The sequence below is a fragment of the Planococcus sp. TJ-301 genome (assembly GCF_058268475.1).
The window spans coordinates 1,913,919-1,940,021 of record NZ_JBZDOH010000001.1; the positions used below are offsets into that span (position 1 = coordinate 1,913,919).

23 protein-coding genes and 1 riboswitch are annotated in these 26,103 nt (G+C 47.2%); of the genes, 10 read left to right on the forward strand and 13 right to left on the reverse strand.

Annotation, left to right across the window (positions count from 1 at the left end; genetic code table 11):
- Positions 1-72 precede the first annotated feature (72 nt).
- Together AC4EHJ_RS09370 and AC4EHJ_RS09375 are read right to left on the reverse strand one after the other, a co-directional pair.
- Positions 73-792, reverse strand: coding sequence for a class I SAM-dependent methyltransferase (locus AC4EHJ_RS09370; protein ID WP_490975291.1), 720 nt, complete (start codon positions 790-792; stop codon positions 73-75).
- Positions 793-810: 18 nt separating this feature from the next.
- A complete protein-coding gene (locus tag AC4EHJ_RS09375; RefSeq protein WP_490975292.1) occupies positions 811-1,200 on the reverse strand; it encodes an RDD family protein in 390 nt (129 codons plus the stop codon).
- Between the two features lie 151 nt (positions 1,201-1,351).
- On the opposite strand from AC4EHJ_RS09375, the gene AC4EHJ_RS09380 reads away from it, so the two are divergent.
- On the forward strand, positions 1,352-1,975 hold the full coding sequence (locus AC4EHJ_RS09380) for a hypothetical protein (RefSeq protein WP_490975293.1): 624 nt from the start codon (positions 1,352-1,354) through the stop codon (positions 1,973-1,975).
- Positions 1,976-2,045: 70 nt separating this feature from the next.
- Here the strand turns inward: AC4EHJ_RS09380 and AC4EHJ_RS09385 are convergent, their stop codons facing one another.
- The 4 genes from AC4EHJ_RS09385 to AC4EHJ_RS09400 all read right to left on the reverse strand — a co-directional run bounded on the left by AC4EHJ_RS09385 (position 2,046) and on the right by AC4EHJ_RS09400 (position 4,117).
- Complete coding sequence (locus AC4EHJ_RS09385; protein ID WP_490975294.1) at positions 2,046-2,465, reverse strand: YybH family protein; 420 nt, start codon at positions 2,463-2,465, stop codon at positions 2,046-2,048.
- Positions 2,466-2,602: 137 nt separating this feature from the next.
- Entirely contained in the window at positions 2,603-3,280 is a 678-nt protein-coding gene (locus AC4EHJ_RS09390) for a protein kinase family protein (RefSeq protein WP_490975295.1), read from the reverse strand.
- Between the two features lie 77 nt (positions 3,281-3,357).
- Positions 3,358-3,735 (reverse strand): DUF4181 domain-containing protein, encoded by a 378-nt coding sequence (locus tag AC4EHJ_RS09395; protein WP_490975296.1) that lies wholly within the window; start codon positions 3,733-3,735, stop codon positions 3,358-3,360.
- A 37-nt stretch (positions 3,736-3,772) separates the two neighbouring features.
- Complete coding sequence (locus tag AC4EHJ_RS09400) at positions 3,773-4,117, reverse strand: hypothetical protein (protein WP_490975297.1); 345 nt, start codon at positions 4,115-4,117, stop codon at positions 3,773-3,775.
- A 223-nt stretch (positions 4,118-4,340) separates the two neighbouring features.
- Between AC4EHJ_RS09400 and AC4EHJ_RS09405 the strand changes: the two genes are divergently transcribed.
- From AC4EHJ_RS09405 to AC4EHJ_RS09415, 3 genes are all read left to right on the forward strand, one after another.
- Complete coding sequence (locus AC4EHJ_RS09405; RefSeq protein WP_490975298.1) at positions 4,341-5,207, forward strand: metallophosphoesterase family protein; 867 nt, start codon at positions 4,341-4,343, stop codon at positions 5,205-5,207.
- Positions 5,208-5,423: 216 nt separating this feature from the next.
- The gene (locus AC4EHJ_RS09410; protein WP_490975299.1) at positions 5,424-5,786 is read left to right on the forward strand and encodes a hypothetical protein; all 363 of its coding nucleotides are present in this window, start codon (positions 5,424-5,426) and stop codon (positions 5,784-5,786) included.
- Complete coding sequence (locus tag AC4EHJ_RS09415) at positions 5,783-6,187, forward strand: hypothetical protein (RefSeq protein ID WP_490975300.1); 405 nt, start codon at positions 5,783-5,785, stop codon at positions 6,185-6,187. Before AC4EHJ_RS09410 ends, AC4EHJ_RS09415 begins: the two co-directional genes overlap by 4 nt.
- A 142-nt stretch (positions 6,188-6,329) precedes the next feature.
- On the opposite strand, the gene AC4EHJ_RS09420 is transcribed toward AC4EHJ_RS09415, so the two are convergent.
- Entirely contained in the window at positions 6,330-7,064 is a 735-nt protein-coding gene (locus AC4EHJ_RS09420) for a glucose 1-dehydrogenase (protein ID WP_490975301.1), read from the reverse strand.
- A 144-nt stretch (positions 7,065-7,208) separates the two neighbouring features.
- On the opposite strand from AC4EHJ_RS09420, the gene AC4EHJ_RS09425 reads away from it, so the two are divergent.
- Positions 7,209-7,793, forward strand: coding sequence for a TetR/AcrR family transcriptional regulator (locus AC4EHJ_RS09425; RefSeq protein WP_490975302.1), 585 nt, complete (start codon positions 7,209-7,211; stop codon positions 7,791-7,793).
- Positions 7,794-8,038: 245 nt separating this feature from the next.
- Here AC4EHJ_RS09425 and AC4EHJ_RS09430 read toward each other — a convergent pair whose 3' ends face one another.
- The 3 genes from AC4EHJ_RS09430 to AC4EHJ_RS09440 all read right to left on the reverse strand — a co-directional run bounded on the left by AC4EHJ_RS09430 (position 8,039) and on the right by AC4EHJ_RS09440 (position 11,227).
- Positions 8,039-8,488, reverse strand: coding sequence for a DUF4357 domain-containing protein (locus AC4EHJ_RS09430; protein WP_490975303.1), 450 nt, complete (start codon positions 8,486-8,488; stop codon positions 8,039-8,041).
- A gap of 496 nt (positions 8,489-8,984) precedes the next feature.
- Positions 8,985-9,842 (reverse strand): neutral zinc metallopeptidase, encoded by an 858-nt coding sequence (locus AC4EHJ_RS09435; RefSeq protein WP_490975304.1) that lies wholly within the window; start codon positions 9,840-9,842, stop codon positions 8,985-8,987.
- A gap of 434 nt (positions 9,843-10,276) precedes the next feature.
- On the reverse strand, positions 10,277-11,227 hold the full coding sequence (locus AC4EHJ_RS09440; RefSeq protein WP_490975305.1) for a ribose-phosphate diphosphokinase: 951 nt from the start codon (positions 11,225-11,227) through the stop codon (positions 10,277-10,279).
- Between the two features lie 274 nt (positions 11,228-11,501).
- Positions 11,502-11,592: riboswitch (cyclic di-GMP riboswitch) on the forward strand.
- Between the two features lie 46 nt (positions 11,593-11,638).
- Between AC4EHJ_RS09440 and AC4EHJ_RS09445 the strand changes: the two genes are divergently transcribed.
- The 5 genes from AC4EHJ_RS09445 to AC4EHJ_RS09465 all read left to right on the forward strand — a co-directional run bounded on the left by AC4EHJ_RS09445 (position 11,639) and on the right by AC4EHJ_RS09465 (position 17,187).
- Entirely contained in the window at positions 11,639-12,511 is an 873-nt protein-coding gene (locus AC4EHJ_RS09445) for an amidase (RefSeq protein ID WP_490975306.1), read from the forward strand.
- A gap of 251 nt (positions 12,512-12,762) precedes the next feature.
- The gene (locus tag AC4EHJ_RS09450) at positions 12,763-14,367 is read left to right on the forward strand and encodes a diguanylate cyclase (RefSeq protein WP_490975307.1); all 1,605 of its coding nucleotides are present in this window, start codon (positions 12,763-12,765) and stop codon (positions 14,365-14,367) included.
- Complete coding sequence (locus tag AC4EHJ_RS09455; RefSeq protein ID WP_490975308.1) at positions 14,364-15,416, forward strand: HEAT repeat domain-containing protein; 1,053 nt, start codon at positions 14,364-14,366, stop codon at positions 15,414-15,416. The genes AC4EHJ_RS09450 and AC4EHJ_RS09455 overlap by 4 nt, the downstream gene beginning before the upstream one ends.
- Positions 15,416-16,813 (forward strand): glycosyltransferase family 2 protein, encoded by a 1,398-nt coding sequence (locus AC4EHJ_RS09460; protein ID WP_490975309.1) that lies wholly within the window; start codon positions 15,416-15,418, stop codon positions 16,811-16,813. The genes AC4EHJ_RS09455 and AC4EHJ_RS09460 overlap by 1 nt, the downstream gene beginning before the upstream one ends.
- 17 nt (positions 16,814-16,830) lie before the next feature.
- On the forward strand, positions 16,831-17,187 hold the full coding sequence (locus AC4EHJ_RS09465; RefSeq protein WP_490975310.1) for a response regulator transcription factor: 357 nt from the start codon (positions 16,831-16,833) through the stop codon (positions 17,185-17,187).
- Between the two features lie 73 nt (positions 17,188-17,260).
- Here AC4EHJ_RS09465 and AC4EHJ_RS09470 read toward each other — a convergent pair whose 3' ends face one another.
- The 3 genes from AC4EHJ_RS09470 to AC4EHJ_RS09480 all read right to left on the reverse strand — a co-directional run bounded on the left by AC4EHJ_RS09470 (position 17,261) and on the right by AC4EHJ_RS09480 (position 25,963).
- Complete coding sequence (locus AC4EHJ_RS09470) at positions 17,261-20,125, reverse strand: ATP-binding protein (protein WP_490975311.1); 2,865 nt, start codon at positions 20,123-20,125, stop codon at positions 17,261-17,263.
- 1,504 nt (positions 20,126-21,629) lie between these two features.
- The gene (locus AC4EHJ_RS09475) at positions 21,630-24,479 is read right to left on the reverse strand and encodes an endo-1,4-beta-xylanase (protein WP_490975312.1); all 2,850 of its coding nucleotides are present in this window, start codon (positions 24,477-24,479) and stop codon (positions 21,630-21,632) included.
- A 482-nt stretch (positions 24,480-24,961) separates the two neighbouring features.
- Positions 24,962-25,963: a 2-hydroxyacid dehydrogenase gene (locus tag AC4EHJ_RS09480; protein WP_490975313.1), complete on the reverse strand. Its 1,002-nt coding sequence runs from the start codon at positions 25,961-25,963 to the stop codon at positions 24,962-24,964.
- Between the last annotated feature and the right edge of the window lie 140 nt (positions 25,964-26,103).

Below are 26,103 nucleotides of genomic sequence, written 5' to 3' on the forward strand. Positions count from 1 at the left end.
GGAAACGGGCTTTTCAGTTTATCGCTATCACATTTCCTTTTAGATATTAAATCATTTTAATTACGGATTCTTTCATATCAGCTTCGCCACGATCGCAAAATAATTGCCAGGTTCGGACGAATACGCGACACGTTCAAATTCTGCCTGAAAACCTGCCTGCTCAAGCAGTGTTTGCCATTCTGGCATGGAAAACAAGCCGGAACGTGCACTGTCATGCTCTCGCGTAATATCTCCGCTGTCTTTCAGGATGTATAGGTATTCCGTTTCAGTCACATGATCGAGTGGATCGCTGTCGAATGTCCATTCCAAATAGCGCATGCCGCGATACCCGTCGTCGGTGCCGCCGTGGTTCGTCGTGGGCTGAAACGTTTCAGTGAACTGGTCAGTCATGATGAACAAAATGCCATCATCATTCAGATGCCTTCTAGCGTTTTCCATCACCGCAAGCAGATCCGCTGTTTCCGTGAAATACATGATGGCGTCGTGGATGAACACCAGGTCGTAGCCGGTGCCTGCGTCGATAGTGCGCATATCGCCTTGGAGATGCGGCAGCTCTGGGTTCAGTTTCCGGCTTACCGCGAGCATGTCTTGGGACAAATCGCTGAGCGTCATAGCGAAATGCCGTTTCAGGTAAAAAGCATTGCTGCCGCCTCCCGAGCCAAATTCCACTGCTTTTTCCACAGACGGATGATGGCGCCTGATGATTTCCAGGTACAATGACGCCTCTTCCTCGTATTCTGTATGCGGCGACATGAGCGGCCACCAGCCAGCCAATTCCTTGTACAGTTTCATGGCGCGTCTCCCCTTTGCCTAGAGTTCTTTGACGAGCGTCCCGGCGTAGCGGTCATGCGGATACACAGCTCCACCATTTGCTTCGAATCCTTTGCGATCTTTCAAATACCTGATGCTGCTGAGCGAATCCCGGTGCATCGCACGTTTCAACAACTGCCCCGTTGTCGGTTTGGCGCCGCCTGTTGTGACAATCTTGATGCCCATCGCTTTCTGGCCGAGCGTCTGCCCGGCAAGGCCGATTTCCGCCGCTTCCAAGCTCCATAACACAACGGATGGCATGATGACGTTAGGGACAAAACCGCTTTTCACTTTCGTTTTCACCAGCGGCTCTAATGCAGCAGACACTGCAGATGATACAGCCATGTCAATCAGCATCGCTTTCAGTCTTTTCTTCGTTAAATGGTTCATTTTTCTTCCTCCTCTGTTTTGCGTTATCCACTAGTTCGACAACGTCCCTTTGAATTCCTAGGTCTTTGCGGTATTTTCTCATTTCCTGCCCCACATAGCGGCTTTTGGCCTGGTCCTGTATGATGAAATTAAAAAAGAGGTGATGACCGTGATGTTCTTTGCCATTTGGCTAGCGTTGATCGGCTATGCTGTATTCCTCGCCCCTGGCGGCGACAGCGACCCGGTGCTGTCCCAAATCTTCAGTGGGCAATTGGCGGATATTGATCCGCTCGTCCTCGCGGTGTTCAATTCCCTGGGACTGTTTCCGGCAGTTTTTTTGACGCTGCTCCTGCTCAATGACCGCCAGCGCTGGCCCGCATGGCCGGCAGCGATTGCATCATTCGTTATCGGCGCTTTCGCCTTGCTGCCGTATTTTGCATTCGGCGCAAAGCCTCCGCAAAAAAAGCTGCGGACACCTAAATGGCTCGTGCGTTTTTTGTCTTCGCGCATCTGGCTCAGCGCATTGATTTTGCTTTGGGCGGGCAATCTTCTTACACTGCTCCAGGGCTTCTCGCTGGCAGCTTACCGCGAAGCCTTTTTCGCCTCCAGCCTGGTATCGGTCATGAGCGTGGACTGGTTCGTGCTGTGGGGGCTGTCGGTCTATACTGTCTACCGTTTTTATCCGGACACGCATAATAAAGTGTTAGCCTGGATTCCGATCCTTGGCCCGGTATTGGTGCTGTTTGGCAACCGGCAGCTGCTTCATCCGGATGAAGGACGAGAGAACTTTCAATGAAAAACGCCTTGGGCCGAATTTCAACGGGCCAAAGGCGTTTTTCTGTTCTTTCCGAAAACTAGACTTGCGTTCATCCAAAAATCGCTTTGCCGTCTTCTGTGCTGATCGGCAGCGATGAATGTTCGTGGATGATGCGCCAAGAACCATCGACTTTTTCCAGCATGAACGTAAAGCGGTTGACCATCTTCCGCAGTTCCTGGCCTTCCCCGTCCACTGCAGCAAAACTCATGCTGCCCTGCACGTGTGCAAGTTCTGCGTTTTCTTTGCGGGATTCATCAAACAATTCCGTTCGCAGCAATATACCTTCTTCCAGACCGCTGAACCATTCCGTAACGGCAGCCTTCCATTCTTCAACACCGTTATATTCCCAACTGTTCCAGCAATCGTAGAGATGGACATCCGGTGCATAGCCGGAAAGAAATTTCTCGACATCTTTTTCAAACACCGCATCCGCGTAATTTTTGAACACGCCACTAACTTCTGCAAACATGGACTGCCTCCTTTTTTTAAATTGCTATTGAGTATTGTTCGCCAAAAGACGCTAAACTTCCTGCATGCTGCCTTTTTGCTCACCAACGCAAAAAACGGACCTTGCCCAAATGGCAGGATCCGTTCCTATTGACGCTTTTATTTCCGGTAATTGACCTGCTTCGAGACGATGCGCATAAACTCATCGAACGACGGCGCGATTTTGGTCCACTGGTTGTACCATTTTCGAATCGTATCGAGCAGCCAGAACGGCATCGGGGTGCCGTCGATGAGCCGGTAATACTCGCGGTAGGCCCTGGAAAGATGCTCCCAGCGGAAATCGTTGCCGGGCTTGATGTATTCCGAGACATCGAGCAGCTTGGCGCGGCCGTTCTGCAAAAGGATATTCTTCAAGTGGATGTCCCGCGGGTTCAGCCCTTTTTCCCTTACGTACGCCCTTGCGCTTTCGACATCCTTGATCACCTGTTCCGGGACGCGAACGCCCTGCAGCAGGCAATCGAACAGCGTCAGCCCTTCCTCGAACTTCAGCACCAGCAGGCGATCCGTTGCGCCGTAGCATTCCGAAAAATACGGCGACGAGCCGAGCTTGTTGTAAACTTCCGCTTCCGCTTCGAGCTTGTCTTTCTTGCCTTCTGCGTAGATTTTGAACGCATAGCCCGGAACCGTCAGCGACTGGAACACTGCGGCATCCGTGCCGACGCCGATGCAGCTGAATCCATCCACCGCCCCTTCGATTGTGACCGGCTCGTTATTGGGATTTGCCGTCACCGTGATGCGGTCAAGTGCTTGCGCCGTTCCTAGCCATTTCTGTTCCATGCCGAGTCCCCCTTTCCGCCATTATAAATGAACAACAGATAGAACCGACAGCGTCTTGCACTTGGCAGTTTCTGGCATCAATCAGAAGAGTTCTCACCCCAAAACGCGATAAGCAATAAAAATGTGATGACGAAAGGCAAAAAAACCAATGTCATTATGTATTCCTTTGATTCTTTGGCGTATTTCCATTGTAAAAATGCCTGAAAAAAGCTGAAGACGATCCAATAAATGATCCAAAACCAAAGCATATGCCAAGGACTCCCACTTAATGCAAAAGGCAGAAAACATAAGCCCACGACCAAGATAAGGCCACTTCCCCAACGTTCAATATTTTTCCCTTCTGTTTCAGACAACTTCACTTTTTCGATCTTCAGCCATTTTTTCAAAACAAATTCAAGGCCAAGAAAAATGGCCATACCTCCAGCTAAAAAGAGCACGAATGCTGTAAGCCCCATCCTGATTCCCCTCCCTTTCTCTTGTGCATTGACTTCATTAACGGATACTCAGCATGGCCAGAATGGCGAGCATGAAAAGCCCATATGACACAAGACTCATTTGGTATTTTTTCGACCCTTTCAATAGCTTCCATTCAAAATAAACTTCCGCCACGGTAATCACCGTATAGACCATAAGCAACCAAAAAATATAGGCGTCTCCGCCCTGAACCATAAGCGGGTAAAGGGCAAGCAAGGCGATCACCATCGACCACTTGGTCCAGCTCTTTATCTTTTTCGCAGGCGTACTTTGAAGCACTTTCTCATCAATCGCAAACCATTTTTTAATCACCCAGTCCAAGACAAAAAGAATGCCCAAAATACCGGCCAACTGTAACAACAAGCTGGAGAACCCCATCCCCTTCACCCTTTCCCCGAACACCACTAAAACAACTTGCCTGTTTCTGTTCCCGTCGTCTCTTCTTTCCTAATTATACGGACAACTTGAAGAATAGTTCCTTTAATTCCGGAATATTCCGACACATAAACTTTACAAACATTTACGTCCCCTTTACAGCCGCTCAGCAATCACCTGCCATACTGAATACAGAAACTACTGAGAGGGGATGGAGACGAATATGAGGATTGCCGTCATGGGAGATTTGCATTATCCAGCGCTTGAAGAGGGCTCTGCCCATATCGCAGAAGATCGCGATGTGTTTTACGCACGCTTCCTGGAACAATTCTTTTCGATACCGGCAGATCTGTACGTATCCATTGGCGACTTGACGAATTTTGGCTGGCGCCATGAGTTCGAGGAAGTCTACGCCATCATCAGCGGCCACCAAAAACCGTTCGTCCAGGTCCTTGGCAACCACGACGCCTATGCCATGCCGCGCCGCGAAGTTTTGGCTGCAACCGGACAGCCGCGCTTCCAGCTCATTGAAACCGACACCGCTGCCTTGGCATTCCTCGACACGGCAAGAGAACAGGATTTCACCGACTGGGGCGGTACACTCGATGCTGAGCAGCTCGAGTGGCTCGAAACCACCGTCGCCAATACAAGCGACAAGCCGCTCATCGTCTTTGGCCACCATCCTGTCCACGGCACCACGGCCAATTCCACGCGCGACAAACGCAGCATCCCACCAAATATCCCCATCTGGGACATCCTGAGCAAAAAAGCCGGCAGCGGACTCTACGTCAACGGCCATAACCACGTAAACTCCACCGCCGCGCGTGAGCAATGGCATTTCCTGCAGCTCGCCGCCGTTCTCGATGAACAAGCCGTGCGCCTCATCGAAATCTCGGAGAATTCGATGACCATCGACTTTATCGACCTGCACGACCCGGAGCTCAATAAACGCGCCGAAACCATCGGCAACGCGATCAGCCATTTCGAACTGAAGCGCGAATCGGCCGTGGAAACAGCAGGCACGAATCACGTGATTCCGCTCTTGAAACAGGTATCCACAAGCGGCAAGAACTTATAGAAATAAAATAAAAATCCGCTCTTCGAAAAATCGAAGAGCGGATTTTTTATGTATGCTGCTGAGTACTAATAGGATACGCAATCAATCACTTAAAATAAAATATTTATCCACTAAACAAAAACATCCCTTAATTGGATATTTATGTTAAAGTTTAATAAAACTTATTGAACGATTAAACTCCTACTTAAATTACTGTTCCATTCAACGGAGGCTTTTATGAAAATTTTATGGCTGATCCTGTCTCTGCTGCCTGCAGCTTTCTTCTTTCATTTTTACGAATTTGGGCAACATGTCCAGGGTGAAGATGCTTCTTTTTTATTTATCGGTTCTGTGCTGTTTATTGTGGCAACAGGAATTTTCTCCAGGTGCATTAAAATTGCTTACATTATCTTGGTTAACGTTATTGCCGGCTCCTTTTCATTAATTTTGGCTATGTATTTCATCCCTGATGACGGTTGGTTTAAGCCAGTCGGCAGAGATGGCGCAGTCATATTTACAGCAGTTGTTTTCCTTCTAGGACAATTACTGATAAGAAGCTTTTCAAAGCCAATTTTGAGGAAAAAGGAGATACGTTCATGAAAAAATGGGTGTTGGCAATGGTCGGCATAGCGGTTTTATTGCTTGGCGGGTATGCCTATCTGTCGAATGGGTTTTCCAATATCGAAAACATCAAAGTGCAGGCCTTTGACAGCAGCACCGATGAATATGGCGAAGCAAAAATCATCACCGATGAGGCAACGGTCAAGAAAGTTACGAAGATGCTTAACCGGGCAAACCGTGAAACCAATGTTCATTACGACATGAGCAGACGCGAGGATTACAAGATTACGGTTTATTATGAGAATGGCATGTCTGACGGTTTTCTTGCTTGGAATCATCCAGGGCTGAACGTTTTTTTAGTTTGGCCGGCTGAAAATTCCGTGTTACGAGTCGCTAAGAAGAGCCACCGGACTGAGTTTCTTGAAATACTGGACAACTAAAAATTTCTTTTCAGCCTAATTTCAGATTGTTTATTTCTTCAACTCTTTTCAAGTCCATTCGTCTTTTATGCAAATACCAGAACAACCCCGCCGATCGATTTGATCGGCGGGGTTGTTCTATATAATTCCTTTGTCATATCGGTTACTGCGCCGTCATGCCGCCGTCCACCACAAATTCAGAACCGGTCGAGTAGCTGGCTTCGTCCGACGCCAGGAACAGCACCATGTTCGAAACTTCCTCCGATTGGGCGACGCGTTTCAGCGGGATGTGTTTCGCAAACGCCTCCACTGCCGCTTTCGTGTCTTCCTGTACCACCATTGGAGTCGCAATAACGCCCGGGTGCACGGAATTCACGCGGATGCCGTAGTTTGCGCATTCCATCGCAGCCGCTTTGGTCATGCCCCGCACTGCGAATTTCGTATCGGTATAGCCGATTGCGCCAGCCACAAGCCCGTTCATCGACGAGATGTTGACGATCGATCCGCCGCCAGCTTTCTGCATGGAGGGAATGACCGCTTTCATGCCCAAGAATACGGATACCTGATTGATGTCGACGATTCGGCGGTACTCTTCTTCCGTCATTTGCAGAATCGATTTGGCCATCGTAATGCCTGCGTTGTTGACAAGCACATCCACCGGGCCGAACGCTCTTTCGGCTTGTGACACGACAGTTTCCCAGTCGGCCGCGCTTGTAACGTTATGCTTGATGAACGAGGCTCTTTCGCCAAGCTCCGCCGCAAACGCCTTGCCTTTTTCTTCATTCAAATCGGTCAAAACGACCTTTGCGCCTTCTTCGATAAACTTTTTCGCATGTGCGGCTCCCATGCCTTGCGCCGCTCCGGTAATGATAGCGATTTTTCCTTCTAAACGTGCCATGGTTAATTCCTCCTCAGATTCTCACGAACAAATAAACTACATCTGTAAATTTACAGATAAATATCATGCTTGTCTACTTAATTGAAGAGATGTCATAATAAGTTCATAGATCCATTCTTTTTCGGACCCACAGGAGGCTCCCACATGACAACTAGCGAAGACCGCCGTATTATACGCACACAGAAAAAACTGAAGACGGCATTGCTTGCGCTGCTGCAGGAAAAAGAGCTGCACGAACTGTCGATCACAGAAGTCACGCAGCGCGCCGGATGCAACCGCGTGACGTTCTACGCGCATTTCACCGATTTGAACGCCTTGCTCCATGCCATTGCCGGCGATTACCTGCAGGAGCTGCAGGCTTATTTCCGCAAGAGCTTTGAAAACAAGGAGCGCTTCTCATCCACCGATGTCGAACGCCATCTTCCCATTTTTGAATTCCTTTACGAGAATCAGTTTCTCTCTGCTCTTATCATCCGGGGGGAAACGCTGCCGGGGTCGCAAAACCATTTTTGCGAAAGCCTGGTCGAAATCTCCGCCAACGAATTGCGGCTGGAGGAAGCGAGCACCGTGGCAATCCCGGCCCTCAATTACTTCATGGTTTACGGCAGCCTTGGCTTTTTCATCCACTGGGTCAAAGAGGATTTTAAGGAATCCCCCTACGCCATGGCAGAAAAACTGGCCGAGTTGCATGGCAGGATGTATGCAGGCGCGGTTGTCGTAGAGGACTAAACGCGCCAGCGTATTTACGCATAAAAAAATCCGCAGCCCCATCGTCAGTTGTTCTGACAATGGAGCTGCGGTCTACTTACTAACGGATTCTTGCATATGTGGATAGATCCAGCCAGAACCGGGGATAACTTTCCCGTTACGGGATACTTCGCCCCCTTATCCACAAGTGGATAACTCATGTCCGAAAATAATTGCAGGCTTTTCCACAGGTTTCGGCTGAAAAACCGATTCTCTCTTCTTGCTCTTCACTTTTTCCTGAGCTTTTTCCAGTCATGAGCGCCTCTTACCCAGCCGCCGATCGCCGCGCCCATCGCCGACATCGGACTGTCGAACTCGATGTCTTCCATCACCAGCAGCCGGCCATGCAGCGGAATGAGCAACTTGCTGAGCAGCAGCTCTTCTCGCAAGCGCACGTATTTCTTCGGGCATTTCGGTGAAGTCGAGGCCGCGAACTTCGACCCCAACTTGACGACAAAATGCTCCCCCTTATAAAAGCCCTCCGCTTCCGCACCGCGTTTTGACGTGATATACAGCAGTTCCGGCGCTGGTTCTAACGGCACCACCCGCTGCAGCAAACCCGATTCATAGGGATCCACCGCCTCCTGCGTCCCGGCCTCCGCATCGACCGCCAAAAACTGATACACCTCCCCATAAATTTCATGCGCCACTTTCCGGATTACGTATTCCTGAGCCATTTTCCCTCCCCCTCCTCTTATCCATGCCGCAGGGTGGAATCGCCCATGCAGTCACTTTCTATATAGAGGAAAACAACGCAAACAGCCCCTTTTCATGCAAATAAAAAACGTCTCTTCCGCAATAAACGGAAGAGACATCCCTTTCAATTCATTCTTCGAGCAGGCTGTTAGTCCATGGCGCCTTCCCAAGAAGACATGCCTTGGGCTGCGTTGACGAACTTAGCGACAGGATGTCACCAGAAAAATTCCGCAGGTAATAGATAGCGCTGGTCGATGGCGGATTTGTAGACATGAAAGTGCAGAAATAACAAATAACCACCCAAGAAAAATGAGCTCACAATCCTGTGGGCTCATTTTCTTTGTTTGTCTGCCTCTTTTCTGATGCATTCTGGTTTTCATTATGATTTTGAGAATGCATTATTTTAAAGACAGCTGCAAAATGATAAAAAAGGAACCTCAAACTGCCTCAGAAGAATTAAGGACCTCAATCTTTTCTTCATTGTTCCGGTGCATCGCCGCTTTGAAGATACGAATCACAGCTATTTGCCATTCCGCTTTCGAATCCGGTCATGAAAGCGGCCGTGCGCTCGGCTGGCATGCCATGATCTTTGTCCTCGGACAAATCATGTTGTATAGCACCGGATAAGGTTTCCATCGCGCTTTCAACAGCACCGGCTTCCAACATGTCACCGGCATACGCAGATTGTGCCCACACTCCTGTCAGGCATTCCGCATTGAGTTCCGTTCTTTCAACGGGTACGAGCCTTTCCTGATCCGCTTGAGCGGGCAGCCACCCCCATTCACCTTGAAGCGAATGCGCGTATATATGGGCCAAGGCAGCCGCTACCGCAAAATTCCCGGCGGCAGCGCCGGCTTCCGGATTCTCGTTCGATGCCACTTCACTTTCCCATATATTCATAGCCCGTTCATTCGCAAAAACAATTAAATCTTCCTCAGCACAATAGAAGGCGTCGTCCGGACCTGTAGAGCCCGTAGAAGTGCAATTGGTTGCCTCCGTATCACCTGCATACGGCAGAATGTAATCGACAAACGGCATATCGTGGCCTCCCTGAACCATCAGCTCCGCCCAAAAGTTATGGACATCATTGAGCGCCAGTTCTAGAAAACTGGTCATTGCCCCACTGCTTTTATCTGCCGTAAAACCGTAGTCCACTGTTTCTCCAGGTTCGGCACTCCGCGCTTTTGGCAGTTCGATCATGTTAAGCTCTCCGCTTTCCTCAACCGCTTGTTTTTCGGCAGGTTCGGCAGTGGAGGTTTCCTGTTCCGGCCCGCATGCCCCCAGCAATAAAACCAACAATACAGCTAAAAGGATGTTGCCATGCAGTTTAGTCACGTTAACTGCTCCTTTCTATAACTGGTCTTACTCCGTTCATCTACAAGTTTTCACCTCCATCGCGTGCCGCCCGGATTTTAATGAAACGCCATGCACTCTTTCTTGTTACCTCAGACATATAGCTTCTATGTAGAGAAAACCCATTTTCTTTCCAGTATATCATATTTATCTGATTTTTCAGATAAATATATCATTTTCAAAGATACTATTCAGCCCTCTTATATACTTCAGAGAAACTTTGCACTTTCATCTTCGAGTATACCCGGTAAAAGAAATGCGGTTGATAGCCTAGAAAGTGCAACGATGCTAAATAAAAGACAAAGGAAATGAGCTCACAACTCTGTGAGCTCATTTTCTTTGTCTGCTATATCATTTTTAAAGCGAGTTCTTTTTCTTTGATCATTTTCTATCATACAAACGGCAACTCTCTGGAATTACTCAAATAAAGGAGTTACCGGTTTTTCGTTGTGGACATGCTCAATCGCTTCCGCCAATAAAGGCGCCACGGAAAGAATCGTAAGTTTCGGAATGCGTTTCTCTTCAGGGATACGGATGGTATTGGTGACAACCAGTTCCGTGATGGCCGACTCTTCGATCCGTTGAACCGCCTGGCCTGAAAGAACGGCATGCGTGCAGCAGGCATAGACGGCTTTCGCGCCTCTTTCAACGAGAACGTTGGCAGCCAAAGCGATCGTGGATGCCGTATCGATGATATCGACGATGATGATGACGTTTTTGCCTTGGATGTCCCCGACGATGTTGACCGTTTCGGGCTCGCCCGGATTCATCCGGCGCTTGTCGATAAAACCAATCGGGACGTCCAAATCGCTTGCCAGTTTACGGGCTCTTCCCAATCCACCGTTATCCGGCGCGACAACGATAACATCTTTTAATCCTTTTTCCAGGAAATGCGCCGCTAAAATCGTTTCACCCAATAGCTGGTCCACCGGCATATCGAAAAAGCCCTGGAGCTGCGGAGCATGGAGATCCATCGTAATGATACGGGTCGCTCCAGCAGTTTCCAGCATATTGGCGACCAGTTTTGCCGTGATCGGCTCACGCGAACTCGCTTTCCGGTCCTGGCGTGCATAACCGTAATAAGGGATGACCACATTAATCGTTTCCGCGGATGCCCGCTTTAACGCATCGATCATGATCAACAATTCCATGACATGCTCATTGCTTGGCTGGGATGTCGATTGCACGAGGTAAACTTCCGCTCCTCGTACACTTTCTTCCAAGTGAATCTGGACTTCCCCGTCACTGAAACGTGTGATGGAGCTTTTGCCAAGTTCGCAGCCGAGCAAATCCGCGATTTCCTTCGTTAATTCGGGATTTGAATTCAAGGAGAACAGTTTGAAGTTTCTTTTCAATTGATAAGGCAATGTCGAATCCCCCTCCGCACAAAATTAGTTTTAAAAGCTGATTTTTCAGCCGAAAATGCCGCACTTCAGCAACAGCCCTGCAATTCACAGCAGTTGCTTTCATAATACCTGTTTGACAGGGTTTTAGCCAACTTCCAGAGGCTCATTTTCTTGCAAAAGACTGCAGCACTCCCCACTTTTCTTTTGTAAAAAAAGAATTTCAAATAAATCCTTATTTTTAGTTCTATTTTCATTGGACTAAAGTCATTAGTAGGCGTACAATAAAATAAAAATAATCTGAAAAAGGCAAACTTATCGAAAGGTAAGGACGCAAAGCTATGAGCCTACACACTGATCACTCAGTGCACGGTAGTCAAGCTGCCAGGCTTCCCTTCTGTGGGCCTCGGCTGACAGAATGGAGGAACACAGAAAATGTTGAAAAAAATGGTGGTGATTGTCATGGCATTCGTTACATTGATGGCCTTTACTAGCCCGGGCCATGCCGAAGCAAGCGAAGCTTCCCGTGCTACATGGCTATGGAATCCCTGGATGTTCGTAAGTGACGAAGCCGGCACATTGGCTTTCCTAGAAAGCAAACAACTGAACAAAGTGTATGTTCAAATCGACCAGGACATTCCAAAAGCCGCCTACGGCAGTTTCATCGGCAAAGCGAAAGCGTTGGGAATCAGCGTTTACGCGCTCGACGGAGCCCCTTCATGGGTCGCGCCGAAGGGCTATGTAAACCAAGACCGGCTCATGGCTTGGCTGGCTGATTACCAAAGCCAGGCTACGGCAAATGCTCGCTTTGCCGGTGTCCATTTGGACGTTGAACCTTATTTATACAGCGGCTGGAACACAAACCGGGCAGCAACCGTAAAAGCGTTTCAATCGCTTGTCCAAAGAGCCCACACAAGCACCGCAAAACTGGCCCTTCCCTTAGAAGCCGATATGCCATTTTGGTTTGATGAGATCAAATACAAAAACACGTACGGTACGGGCCTACTCGCTGAATGGGTCATCGCCAATACGGCTGGCGTCACCATCATGGCTTACCGTGATTCAGCACCGATGATTATCGACGTTGTCAAAAACGAAATGGCCATGGCTCAACGCCATGGCAAAAGCATTGTTGTCGGCGTAGAAACCGATGTTACGAATGAAGGCAGCATCATCACCTTTGCAGAAGAAGGCGAAGCCTTTATGGAACAGGAACTTTCCAAAGTCGCTGCCCATTACGCAGGAAATCCGGCGTACAAAGGAAATGCCATACACCACGTCGGCAGCTGGATGACGCTGCAGCCATAAACACGCAAGACCTGTTGATGCATGCCATCAACAGGTCTTTTTTTGTTGGCCATTCGGCAATTTACGTTCCTTCACCCGGTAAAGAATTACAGCAATAAGCCGAACAAAAGCCAGATTCTCTGAAATTTATGAAATAAAAAATTTTCTTTTTATACAGAACTTTACATATTATGGTTGAGTTTTATTATATTACACGAGCCAATATAGTATAATAGGAGACAGTGAAATCTTTTTTAAGTAGGTGAATTGGGATGTCCCCAATAAATTATAAAGCAATGCTTGCCAATCGGATGGAGCAGGATTTTTCCAAATGGACGGCACAGCAACACGTTCAAGAACGGGAAATTTACCGGTTTTTACATACGATGAAAGGCACGGCCGGTACAATCGGCCTCATGGAGCTGTCCCAGTTTTGCGGCGCGCAAATGGCGTTTTTTGCAGAAGACAGCACTACCTTGCTGCCGGTCGTTTCGTTGAACTCTTTCATGGCCTCGCTGACCGCGTTTTTCACCGAGGAAGAGCCCGACTTGCCAGCAGCAGCGAACTTCGATCAAGACCCTAAGGTAAAAGAGTCGTTTGTCTTAATCATTGACGCGGACGCAGAATTCGCCTCTTCCATAAAAGAATCCCTAGAAGAAAAAGGCATTCCGGTCGTTATTGCACTTACCGGCAAAAAAGGCATGGAGTTTGTTTATACCCTACAGCCGCAGATGGTCATTGTGGATCTGCAATTGCCTGATGTTGATGGATTTGACCTGGCTTCCCGCATTTCCGAAGCGGCCAAAAGCCGCTACCTGCCGATTGCTGTAATCAGTGCCGATGATCGCATCGAAAACCGGATCCGCACTATGGAAATCGGGGCAACCGATTTTCTTGCCAAGCCAATGAACATGCCTTTTTTTACAGCTTATGTCATCAATCGTCTGCAAAACCAAGAAGCGATTTCAAAAGGGACGCTTTTCGATGAACTGACAGGCGCAGGCAACCGGAAGTATTTCAATAATGTCTTGGCGCACATGACGACTTTAGCGGAGCGGACCCGAAGCACCTTTACGCTCGTCTTGATGGATCTGGACCATTTCAAGAAAGTCAACGATACCTATGGCCACCCGGTTGGGGATAAAGTGCTGCAGACATTCAGCCAGCTCGTATTGAACATGAAACGGGAATCGGATTATTTCTTCCGGTACGGAGGAGAAGAATTCGCGTTGATCCTTCCGGACACAAAAGCACAGGCTGCCGTCATTTTAGTCGAGCGCATTCGTGCTGCTTTTGCTGAAAGCGATTTTTCAATTGTCGCCTTCGAGCCGTTCCAAGTGACCTTTTCCGCTGGCATCAGTGAATACCGCCTTAAACACGATACCTTGGTGAGCATGGCAGACCAATCTCTGTACAAAGCGAAAAAGAATGGGCGAAACCAAACAATCGTCTACGAACTGGCGAACGATGACCTGCGCCGCCACCTTAACATCATCATCATCGACGACGATTCACTTGTGCGTAAATTGGTTTCGAGGCAATTTTCCAGCTGGAAGCCGGACGATTTCGACATTTATATAGAGGAATATGCGGACGGCGCCAGTTTCGTTGAATCCGAGTGGTATAAACCGGACGACAATTACATGATTTTACTCGACGGCGTCATGCCAAAAATGGATGGCCTGGAAGTGTTGAACCAAGTGCGCAGCAAGTACCCGCATGAAAATATCGTCATTTCCATGCTGACTTCGCGCAACAGCGAATCCGACATTGTACTGGCTTTAAAAAGCGGTGCAGACGATTACATCCTCAAACCATTTTATGCACAGGAAATCGTGGCACGCGTTCAGCGGCTTACTATGAGGATGTTCAATTGACTATTTATTCTTTTTGGATACTGAATGTCTTCCTATTCCTAAGCCAGCTCGTCCTTTTGCTTGTGTTAGCTTTGCGCAAACAAAAGCTATCGGCAAAAGAACGAACGATCAACCAGCAATACGATGCCTTAACCGATGCCTTCAGCTCTTATATGATGGATCCTGCCGATGACCGGTTCCTCCAGGAAATCAGCACCACCTCTCACCAGACAGTCGTTCTTCAGCGGTTGCTGAATGGCTACGTTTCGGTGACAAAAGGGAGCACCACTTCCCCGCTTGTCGCCAAACTGTCTGAAGATTTCTTGAAAGAGCGCTACGCCAAACAGCTGACGCAGAGAAGCTGGGCGATCCGGATGAATACACTGTACTATATAGAAGATTTCCATATGCAGTCGATGACGCCCATGCTGAAAGAAAAACTTTACAAAACCACTCGATTGGACCAGGAAACGCAGCAACTCCTTCGAACCTTGGCTTCTTTGAATGAGCCCGAAACCCTTGCTGTCTTGGCGCAATATCCCGACGCGCCCGTCCGCCTTTACTTGGATATCTTCAAGCGCCTGGAAAAGCACACAAGATCAAAAGAGCTCAGTGCTGCTTTGCGAAATGAAACAAACAACAAGACATTGAAGCACGCAGCCATTTCTTATATGGGCATGACCGGATTAATAGCGTTTCTTCCGCGCATTGAAAGCGAGCTGCAAAACAATGACGCCGAGATGCGCATTCAGGCATTAAAAGCCATTTTCCATTTGCAATATCTAAGTGATCCCAGCTTATTGCTGCCATTTTTCCAGTCATCTTCCTGGCAAGAGCGGATGTTTGCTTCCCGAATTGCCGGCAGGCTGCAGTTGTCCCGCTTTAAAGAAACGCTTAGCGAGCTGCTTGGCGATTCTGTTTGGTGGGTCAGATATTCCTCTGCCGAAGCGCTGGTGCAGTTTGCGGATGGAGATATCCTCCTTGCCCATCTATCCGCCACCCATTCGGACCGCTTTGCCCGGGACATGGCAACCCAGTGGAAATCGTCCCTCTTAGGAAGTGAAAAATAATGCATACCCTTTTTCAAATAGCAGCTTACGTCATTATTGCTTATATGCTTTTTTCAAGCTTGAGCTATCTGCTCCTTTTTTTGCTGGCATTCCGAAAAGTAAAAAGAGAAGACAAACTCGATCGAAGAGAATCCACAGAAGATTTCCTGGGGAACCAGAATACATACCCCGTCTCGATCTTGGTTCCTGCCTATAATGAAGAAGTTGGTGTGGTCAGCACCGTACGCTCGTTGTTAGCACTGGAATATCCTGAAAAAGAAGTCATCGTCATCGATGACGGTTCGAAAGACAAAACATCCGAGCGCATGATTGAAGCGTTTAATATGAAACAGATCCCTTTTGCTGTCCGCACCCACATCGAAACAGCCGAAATCGTGTCCATTTACCAATCGACCATATTCCCGTATATTCGCTTGATCAAAAAAGCCAATGGCGGAAAAGCGGATGCCCTAAACGCAGGCGTCAATTTATCTTCCTACCCTTATTTTTGCGCCATTGACGGCGATTCGATCCTGGAAAATGACGGCTTACTGAAAACGATGAAACCCATCATCGAGTCGGATGGCCAAATCATCGTCACCGGCGGCTCTGTGCGGATTGCCAATGGCTCCACCATTTCGCGCAGCAAAGTGGAAGTTATCGACCTGCCAAAGCATCCAATTGTCCTGATGCAGATCATCGAGTATTTTCGCGCCTTTTTAATCGGCCGGCTCGCTTTAAGCCATTTAAACATTTTGCTCATTGTATCCGGCGCTTTCGGCGTTTTCAACAAAGAACGCGTAATCCAAGCCGGCGGCTACAATAAAAATACCGTTGGCGAAGACATGGAATTGGTGGTCAGGCTGCACCGCCTGCTGCGGGAAGAAAAGTCCAAGCAGCGCATTGAATATATTCCAGATCCCGTTTGCTGGACCGAAGCACCCGAATCGCTCGAAGTTCTTCGGTCGCAGCGGATACGCTGGCAGCGCGGGTTATTCGAAACGCTTTGGGCCCATAAAAAAATGATGTTGAATCCGAAATACGGCGCCATTGGATTGGTTTCCATGCCCTACTTCCTGTTTGTGGAACTTCTCGGCGCCGTGTTCGAGTTTACCGGTTACTTCATCATCTTCGGCGGCTTTTTCTTCTCGCTCGTCGACCCGAATACGGCAGGCGTGCTCTTTTTAGTGACCATATTCTACGGCTCGCTCATTTCAGCACTGGCCGTTCTGCTGGAAGAATTGACGCTTCATAAATACCCGAAAGTGTCCCATCTCGCGCGCCTCTATTTCTGGGCGCTGACCGAGGCTTTTTGGTACCGCCCGCTGATGGTTCTATGGCGCGTCCAAGGGATTTTCGCCGCGTTTCAGAAAAAAGCACATTGGGGCGACATGAAGCGCAAAGGTATTTCATCTTAGTTTAAGGAGGCACACCTATGAAAAAAATATTAGTGGCAGATGACGAAGACATTTTGCGCATCCTGATCACCGATACGCTCGAAGACGATTTTAAGATCGAAGAAGCGGAAGACGGCAAAGAAGCGCTGCAAAAAATCAGGGAAAACGATTACGACCTAATTGTCCTTGATTATATGATGCCTTACTTGACCGGCATCGAAGTGCTCGAAGAAGTCAGGAAAGACCAAAACAACACCCGTGTGCTGATGCTGACAGCCAAAGCGCAAGACGCAGACCGTGAACAAGCTATACTCAAAGGGGCGGACTATTTCATGTCCAAGCCGTTCAGCCCGATGGAATTGCTGACACTTGTAGAGAAAATACTCGCTTCCTAAAAAAAAACGAACAAGCCCCCACTGGGAGGCTGTTCGTTTTTTTCGTTGTATTTTCGTTGAAATTTGTTGGTATTCAGTCCTTTTCGCCTGGCACCGTTTCTTTTTCCGGGTAAAAAATAACGCCGGTTTGATGCTGGCCATTCAGCAGCCTTTTCATCACTTGCGATAAATCGATCGGTGCGTACGGCTTCGTCAAATAATGGCTGATTTTCGTTATTTTCTGAACGTCCGCAATCGGGTCCAGGGCCGATGAAATGACAATCGGAATATCGTTTGTTGTTGCGTCTTTTTTCATCATGTCGACCAGGTCCCAGCCGCTCAATTCTTCGCCTAGCATAATGTCGATCACGGCCCCGACGAGCGGTGTCCGTTTCGCTTCTTTAAACGCTTCTTCAGGGCTCGTGTGGTAAATCACTTTGAAGCCGTTCAACTTCAATTCCTCCGACAGCAACAAGGCGAGGCTCATATCATCTTCCACAATCATCACCGGTGGGTTTTCTTCCGCCCCTTCATGAGTGGCGTATTCGACCGTTTCAGACAGCAGCGGCAGCTCAAAATGGATTGCCGTGCCAAGCCCTTCTTGCGACTCGATCCAGATTTTGCCGTCGTGTTTCAGGATGATTTCCTGGCAAATCGCCAGGCCGAGGCCGGTGCCGCCTATTTTGCGCCGCGAACTATTGTCGATGCGCTGGAATTTCGAGAACAGTTTCGGAATGTCTTCAGCCGGAATGCCGATTCCTTGATCTTGAATCGTTACCTGCAAGTTTTTCAAGTCGTTTTTCATCGAAATTGTCACATTCCCGCCCTGCGGTGAAAACTTGATGGCATTGCCGATCAAATTCATCAATACTTGCGCCAGGCGCTCGCGGTCGCCTTCGACATTGACATCGGAAGCATCATCGATAAAGACGATCGGGTGCAAGTTTTGTGTACGGAATTTCTCAGCCGTCTCGATGATCATTTCGCTCATCGACAATTTGCCCATTCGGTAGACCTGATTGCCGGATTCCATTCGCTGCAAGTCCAAAAAGTCGTTGATCAAATTGGTCAGGCGTTTCGCTTCTTTGTAAATCGTTTTTAAATAGCGTTCCTGTTTTTCCGGTTTCAGCTGCTTGTTCAGCAGCAATTCCGTAAATCCGAGCACACTCGACAGCGGCGTACGGAGTTCGTGGCTGACGGTGCTGACTAGTTCAGATTTCATCTTGTCCACTTCGTGCTCGCGCGTCACGTCACGGTGCACAAAAATGGTCCCTGTTTTCTCTTTGTCGACGATAACCGATGTGCTGTAGACATCGATTACGCGCTCATACGGTTTTTTAACGGTGTATTGGAAGGTATTCGACGTCGAATCTTTTTCATCGATGCATTTGCGCAAGAATTCATGCATCTGTTCAGGCGTCGTCGTTTGTTTGGACATGGCCTGGATCCATACCTCTTGGTCGACACTTGCATCGAGCGGCATGTCGCCGCAATTCAGCATCGTGCACATCGTGTCGTTGTGCTGCACCATATTGCCATTTTTTGAAATGAATTGAATGCCTTCATTGATGTTGTTGATAATGCGTTCGTTTAACATCCGTTCATGGATCGCCGCATCGTATAATTGAATGCGGTCGATGGCGAGATGCGTCTGGTTTAAGAGGCCGCTGATGTCCTGCTCTTCTTCTTTCGAGAAAGGCCGGCCCACTCTCGATAAGCCGATCAGTGCGATGTCGTCTTTTTCTTCGTTTTTCACCGAGGCGTATAAATCGTATACATAGACTTTATCCATCGCAAAACCTTTTTCATGCTGCGCTTCCCGCTTCATCGTGAACGATTCGCGGTCCTTTAACCGGTCCGTGAGATACGGCATGCGCTCTTCCTGGAATTGCTGGAACATCACGGCGGTAACTCCCGTCAATGCGAATTCGCCCGACTTCGGAAGCCACAGCACACCGGTGTCGATGTCATACACGTCATTGAAATATTGAATCGTCGCATTCGCCAGTTTTTGTTTGTCTAAAGTAAAAGACAGCACGTGATTTAAATCGTTGAAGCGAATCAAACGATCTTTTGTTTTCTCTGTTTCTTCAAGCGATTCCTCAAGCTTGCTTTGCTTTTCCTGCAATTCCCCTCGATTCAGCAGCAAGGCCTGGTTTTGTGCAGTCAGCTCTTCCTGGTTGCCTTGGATGGTCTTGATCATGTTGTGAAACGTCATCGACAACACGCCCAGTTCATCCGAGCGGTCAAGCGGCTTGTAGGATACTTCCTCACCGCTGACAAAGCCCTCGATCGACTTCCGCATTCCTTCCACCGGCTTGACGATATCATTCAACGCCCGCAAAATGATCATCGCGATAATGACGAACAACAGGAGAAACAACAGCGTCAGCAAAAAGGCGAAATTCTCGGCTTGCTTTAAAATATCCTGGTTCAATTGCTGCAGCGCATTTTCAGAATCCCTCTCGTTGTCAGCCGCAAACGCCACAAAGGCATTCACCGTCGAGTTAGTGCCATTACGCGACAATTCCCGTAGCAGCGCATAATCATTCGCCCGCACAGCCGCAATGGAATTCGGGAACACTTCGTTTTCATATTCGACCAAAAACTCGCTCAAATCTGCGATCGGTCCCCGTTCTTCCGCGGTCAAGTTCAGCGTGTTCATCTGTTTAATGGTATTTTTCAAGCTTTCCAGTTCAACATAGGCAAGTTCCAGTTCCCGCTCGTTTTGAAACGCATAAAAGCCCCGGACCCGAAAAAACAGCTGATTCAACGACTGAGAAAGCTTTTTCAGCTTTTCCCGCTTGTCGATCAATTCGTTGTATTCAGCTTCTTGTGCCTGCTGCTGCGCGTTGATGTAAAAGTAAATGCCGGTGATCAGAACCGAACAAATTAACAACGACGAAATGGTTAACCGTAAATATTTATGCCTGATCCCTTTTTCTGCTGATTTCCGCATGCACGTGCCTCCTGGATTCTATTTCTATGGTTCATATAAAAATACTATTAATACCGCTCAAGACGCTTTGGGTAGAGCAAAGACGATTGTTTTTGCATCGCTTCGCTAGCTAGCTTCAAAACATGAAAGTGCGTTGCTTCTGCGCAAGCTCATCGCAAAGAAGTTGCCAAAAGTTTTGGCACCTCCTTGGTTCATATAATGAGCCGAGAAGAACACTCGTCTCAATACTAAAAACCTCCTGCTTCTGCATCGCTGCGCTAGCTTCGAAGCAAAGGAAATGGTCCAAATTTCATTTGGCCATCTCCTTGCCTAGCCCCTTGCCGCACTTTCGCTGGATAATTCTCTTAAAAAAATTTTTATATTTTTTTATTTTACACAGCCTCAATAAAAAGATTCCATAGTTCAATATCTAAGTATTAGGTTTCAAAAAAAGAATGCTTTAACCTCTTTCTTCCATCTTATACAAACCATCTTTTGCAAATATTGCTTGAGGATTTGTACTAAGTATAATCTATTACAACTTCCATATATATGCTTTTTTATTTTTTATAATGAATGATAATTCCAAAAAGCACGATGAAATTTCCAGTAAAAAATGCCGATTCGTCTGGAACAGATTCACATTAAAAGAGGGAGTGTGGATTCATTTTTTTCTCAAATTACCGATTAATCGAAAAAGATTTTGAAATTTCATTTGTTTTTTCATCTGTGCATAATTAGAGGCTGATTTCCCACAATCTCTTTTGCAACTCTGGATCCAATATTTCCTTATTTTCTTTAATTTCTATAAAGCTATTGTTTTCCGTGTAATAATTTCCCCTGATTTTTAAGGCTTTCTTGTTGGATTTCAGTAAAGAAAGGAGCCATGATTTTACCGCATTCTTCTATTGTGATGAATTTTCCATAGAGCTTCATTAGAGTTTCCATAACTTCCATATATCTGGGAATAATATTGACTTAGAAAGCGCTTTGCGTAATTTTGAACGATTACTTTAATTTAGAAGGCTCTCTTTTACTTCTTCTTTCTCTTAATACCGCAAAAGGCCCTTTACATTTTAAATCATTTTTTAAAAAGGCATTAGAGAGAAAAAAGAACAGGAAATTTTCACTGTTTAAACCGCAGTCACATTCGACCACTCAAATCAATTAACATAAAAAGGCTGCACCTCCACTGTTAGATTGGTTTCTAACGGTAGAGATGCAGCTGGGACCAAATGTATTAACAGAACCAAGCTTCTGAACATCGAGCAGGTAGGCTTTCTGACTAATAAATATAGCCATTTTTACAATTATGAACGTATTCATCTTTTTTTAAAAGCTGACACAGCCTGAAATCGGCGTTCCGCTTCTTAATTCCACAATGGTCTCTTTTCTTTCTGTCTATTTTTCCGAATTCACTTTATCCCCGCAAGCCAAGCTTTTTTGCAAGCACTGTTGTTAGGTGCTTGCAAAGGGAACTGGCTAACTGATTATCATCATCAGATGTCGCTTCATGTGTCGGTGATTATTCCTCTACAATATAGCATTCACGGACTTGCTTGCCTTTAGTGTCCACATAAACTTTATATGGTCCCACCTGATAGGTGTCAGCCGCGTTATTGCTGATTCGTATCTCTTCAGTGAAAGCCTCTTCCGTCGAACCGTCGGAATATGATTCTGTAACGCTAACTGTCAGCTTATTCTGGTTCCCCTTGAGTTTCTCTACCGCAGCTGTCGGCGTTGCATTGTCAACAGTGACTACCGGAAGAATCTTCGCGCCAAGGATCTCGGAACCATCATAGATAACAACTGCATAATTTGCGCCGGCGTCAACATCGCTGCCGTTAACATCGATCACCGCTCGGCCGTCTGCGAATGTCGCGGAAGCCACTGAAACGCCATCCTTTTTCAACACGGCTTCAGAACCGTCTGGGACATCCGCCGTGACAGGGATATTGGCCTCACGTCCACTAACGATACGCTCCACCGGGGAGAGGCTTATTTCTAAGCCCAGACTCGTTAAGTCTTCGTATAAAGAGTTGGACACGTACTCATACAGCTTAACACGAAGGCCTGCATCGTCCTCCGGTGAGTCAACTTTTTGAGTCACGAAACCGTATTCGTTTCCGTACAGTGCATAAGTTTGATCGCTGGAACCCGTATGTGAAAACAGCGTCGTCTCGCCTGTTTCAGGATCTATGCCGGTGTTAAACCATACCGCTCGATCTAATGCACTATTTGTAATAGTTGAGTCTGTACGTAAAGCGGCCGTATTGTCGCTGCCCAAATCCCGGTACATAATAGAAGGGGCGACAAGGCCGCCATGAACCAAGCTTAACATGGTGTATCCAGTATATCCGTTCGCGCTTGTGTATGGTCCCGGATCGGGGCTGGATTGCTCATTAAAGATGAACCTCATATTGTCCTGGATCAGCTCCGGCTCTATAATAATGTCGTCATCTATGACGACCGGACTGCCTGCAAGCCCGCGTTTGCCAGTAGGCTCAACAGAACTTACGCTTTTATTGGTTAGAGCCAGACTTGAGTCGACAGGGACAACAATATACGTATTACCAGATTCTATATTTTTGGCCAATCTATAATAATTTTCCGGCGTATTAAAATCTGTAATACGTGTCGGAATAATCGGGGCCCAATTCTGATCCCATAGAGATTTTTTCAGCGTCAATGTTTTCAAATAATCATCGTCTATGCTGCTTTCTGTACGAATGGTGAGCGTGCCGCTTGTATGTTTTGGCAAGGGCTGGAATTCCTTGCTGTTGAGTATTGCCAGTTTACCGTCGTCCGTATTATTGAATTCCTGAAACAGTTTCGGTTCGGTTTCACCGTCGCTGAAGCGGATATTAACCGATGAGCGGTAGCCCGTATCCGGATAGTTTTGATCCTGCTCCCATTCGGCCGTCATATGTCCAAAGTTTATCGTATACGTCGTCGATATATCCGGAGATTCCTTCCAGGCTATTTCCACCGTCGCCACGGCCGGCTTGCCGGCGCTCACTGCACCGCTTTCCGGATTGAGCGTAACGTTGACGTCAACATCATCAGCAGGGTATTCGTATGCGACGTCCGCGGCAGAGAAGTCAATGTTTGATACGTCTTTTGGCACGTTAACATCAAATTCGGTTTTGCCTGCGACATTGAAATCATCGCCTTCGAAGTCAAACGACGTGAGCTCCGGCGGTGACTCTTCGAGCCCCAGATAGGCTTCCGGGTTTATGATTGCCCAATATGCTTCTTTTGGTGCACGATTGGAGTCGAATGGCAATGGGTGACCCGCTCTGCGCCAGCTGTTGTTATCGGCCAGGCCCCAGAATGTGACGCGTTCTATAGAATCGGAATACTTCTTGTAAAGCATGAACAGCTTGGCGTACACTACCGCCTGCTCCTTCAATTGCGCCTCGGTAGGGAGAACGTTGGCTGAAGTGCCGTTGAGTTGTACGTCGAGTTCGGTAATGCTGATCTCAGCACCGGTTTCACTATATATCTTTAAAACTTCGTCTAAATTTTCTACTTTGAGTCGTGTGTTGTAATGCGCTTGTATCCCGATGCCCTCGATCAGTTTCCTGCCGTTTGCCTCAGGGTGTTCATTTGCATATTTTTCGTTAAGCTCCTTGACCATTGAGGCAATCGCGATTGCTTTGTTGGAGAGCTCTTCGTCGTTAAAGTCATTGTAATACAGTGTGGCATCCGGAGCAGCCTCACGCGCAAACAAGAAGGCATCATAGATATAATCCCAGCCGTTTCCACCGTTAGCGTAAGCTTCAAACCATCTGGCCGGCCGTTCCACTGGATTAACGCCGGAGCGAAGCGCGTTCCGCCAGTCGGTCGGGTTTTCTGGATTATCCCTGAATGCTTCGTTAACTACGTCCCAGGCGTCGAGCTTATTATTACCATCGCTAAAGTGCCCAGCGACTGTTGAGACATACCTTTCCAAGCTGGTTCTTGCCTCTTCATAATTCAGGCCGCTCGGCGGCCAGCCAGTCGACTGATTATGCCACGCCAATGTATGCCCTAAGGTATAAAAACCGTCGGCATTGACTTGAGTTAACATGCTGTCAGCTGATGTGAAATTCGGTTCATCAGTCGAATTAAGCCATAAGGAGTTTGGCTTCGTAGCGTTTTCAGGTGTTAACGCGTTATAGTGGAACTTCATAAAATCATACTTCGCTGTATTGGTTAAGTCGCCTGGGCTGACAACATTGCCGACCAGGAAATGGTCCTTATAGACTTCTTTCAGCGGCACAATTTCTGCCGCTGAAGCTTTGTTGCCCGACATTGCGGTACCGGTAAACGAGACCAGGATTAAAATCAGCGCTAAACAATACGTCAATAAATTTCCAGCTTTTTTCTTCAATAAACTTCATTCCTTCCATCACTTTGATTTTTATTTTTTGTGTAATTCGTTTATTTTTATGGCACATTATTAATTGATACAATAACTAATTCCGATCATCGCTTTTCGGACTCTACGTATACTCTGGTTGATTGTATAGTTAAACACACCATGATACCGCTTACATTATTGTACTTATGTACCCCCTTTTCCAAAAAAAATTTCCAGTATCACCCCCTTCCATACACACCCCCTTTCAAGTTTAAGCAGCGCTTCCATTTCTAAACGAGTTATCACTTAAAACCTTTATTCCACCAGCTTTCACTAGGAGTTATATATCTACTGGTTTATCAAAAATTTATCTGAAGCCTGAAACTTAGCAATTGTTTCAAGCTGCCTATTATCGGTGTTTCATCGTATAAAAAATGGTTTATTCCTTAATATTTTGTTGCAGAAAGCGGCATAATTCATAAAATTTCTGGTATGGAAGTGTGGGCCGCACACTATAGCATTCGATTTCCCTTTTCTACAAGGTGCTGCAATTCCTTTACGACATTCTCCGGAACCTGTCCGGTGACGCCAGCCACTAAATTTTCTGCCGCTTTCATCGCCATCGCTTCACGTGTGTTTTCTGTAGCCGATCCGATATGCGGAAGTGCTACGACCTGCTCCATTTTCAGTAAATGATTGTCTTTTTCAACCGGTTCTTTTTCAAAAACATCCAGTCCTGCTCCGCGTATTGTCCCGTCTTGCAGCGCTTTGATCAAAGCTTGCTCATCAACCACCGGTCCTCTTGCACAATTGATCAAAATCGCCTCCGGTTTCATCTGCTTGAGCTGTTTTTCTCCAATCATGTGGCGGGTTGATGGCGTCAACGGCAAAATCAAGACGACAAAATCGGATTTTTCCAGCAAACCGTCCAGATCGCTATAGACGATTCCATACTTTTCTTCCAGTTCGGGTTTTGGCGTATTGCTATTGTATAGAACGTTCATCTCAAAACCGAAAACGGCTCTTCTGGCAATTTTCTCGCCGATTCGGCCCATTCCGACGATGCCCATCGTTGCGTGGTGGACATCCACACCGAATATTTGATGAGTTTCAGTCGTTTTGCTCCATTTTCCTTGTTTCGTAAAATTATTCAGCTCCGGAACTCTTCTTGCAGTCGCCAATACCAGGCTAAAAACAAGATCTGCCACAGTTTCATCAAGCACATAAGGCGTATGTGTCCCCAGAACCCCATGCTTTCTCATCGCTTCCAAGTCGAAAGAATCGTATCCTACCGCCGTATTGCAGATAATATTTAAATGCGGCACCTGGGCGAGGAACTCTTCCGTTACTGTAGCATTTTGAATTAGAATCCCTTCCGCATTTTTCGCTTCTTCCAAGAGCACCTCATGGGGAATCGGCTCTTTCTTGTTCCAAATTTTATACTCGCAATGCTCCGCTATATAATCTTCCACTTTTTTCGATACCGGACGCGCGATAAACACTTTCGGTTTCATGCAATTCCTCCTCTTATTTTTTGAAAGGAGATTTCCAAAGCTGAAAATCTCCTTTTTTATTTTTTTGCTGTCTTAAATGAAAATCGTTTTGATAGCGGGATAAAGTTCTTTAGCCGCTTCCCTTGCTCCCATGAACTTGA

Coding starts and splice junctions, on each gene's coding strand:
- AC4EHJ_RS09450 (WP_490975307.1), top strand. CDS start 12,763: ATGTCCCCAATAAATTATAAAGCAATGCTTGCCAATCGGATGGAGCAG.
- AC4EHJ_RS09405 (WP_490975298.1), top strand. CDS start 4,341: ATGGAGACGAATATGAGGATTGCCGTCATGGGAGATTTGCATTATCCA.
- AC4EHJ_RS09430 (WP_490975303.1), bottom strand. CDS start 8,488: ATGGCTCAGGAATACGTAATCCGGAAAGTGGCGCATGAAATTTATGGG.
- AC4EHJ_RS09420 (WP_490975301.1), bottom strand. CDS start 7,064: ATGGCACGTTTAGAAGGAAAAATCGCTATCATTACCGGAGCGGCGCAA.
- AC4EHJ_RS09380 (WP_490975293.1), top strand. CDS start 1,352: ATGTTCTTTGCCATTTGGCTAGCGTTGATCGGCTATGCTGTATTCCTC.
- AC4EHJ_RS09410 (WP_490975299.1), top strand. CDS start 5,424: ATGAAAATTTTATGGCTGATCCTGTCTCTGCTGCCTGCAGCTTTCTTC.
- AC4EHJ_RS09460 (WP_490975309.1), top strand. CDS start 15,416: ATGCATACCCTTTTTCAAATAGCAGCTTACGTCATTATTGCTTATATG.
- AC4EHJ_RS09465 (WP_490975310.1), top strand. CDS start 16,831: ATGAAAAAAATATTAGTGGCAGATGACGAAGACATTTTGCGCATCCTG.
- AC4EHJ_RS09395 (WP_490975296.1), bottom strand. CDS start 3,735: ATGGGGCTTACAGCATTCGTGCTCTTTTTAGCTGGAGGTATGGCCATT.
- AC4EHJ_RS09390 (WP_490975295.1), bottom strand. CDS start 3,280: ATGGAACAGAAATGGCTAGGAACGGCGCAAGCACTTGACCGCATCACG.
- AC4EHJ_RS09415 (WP_490975300.1), top strand. CDS start 5,783: ATGAAAAAATGGGTGTTGGCAATGGTCGGCATAGCGGTTTTATTGCTT.
- AC4EHJ_RS09385 (WP_490975294.1), bottom strand. CDS start 2,465: ATGTTTGCAGAAGTTAGTGGCGTGTTCAAAAATTACGCGGATGCGGTG.
- AC4EHJ_RS09445 (WP_490975306.1), top strand. CDS start 11,639: ATGTTGAAAAAAATGGTGGTGATTGTCATGGCATTCGTTACATTGATG.
- AC4EHJ_RS09480 (WP_490975313.1), bottom strand. CDS start 25,963: ATGAAACCGAAAGTGTTTATCGCGCGTCCGGTATCGAAAAAAGTGGAA.
- AC4EHJ_RS09375 (WP_490975292.1), bottom strand. CDS start 1,200: ATGAACCATTTAACGAAGAAAAGACTGAAAGCGATGCTGATTGACATG.
- AC4EHJ_RS09470 (WP_490975311.1), bottom strand. CDS start 20,125: ATGCGGAAATCAGCAGAAAAAGGGATCAGGCATAAATATTTACGGTTA.
- AC4EHJ_RS09425 (WP_490975302.1), top strand. CDS start 7,209: ATGACAACTAGCGAAGACCGCCGTATTATACGCACACAGAAAAAACTG.
- AC4EHJ_RS09370 (WP_490975291.1), bottom strand. CDS start 792: ATGAAACTGTACAAGGAATTGGCTGGCTGGTGGCCGCTCATGTCGCCG.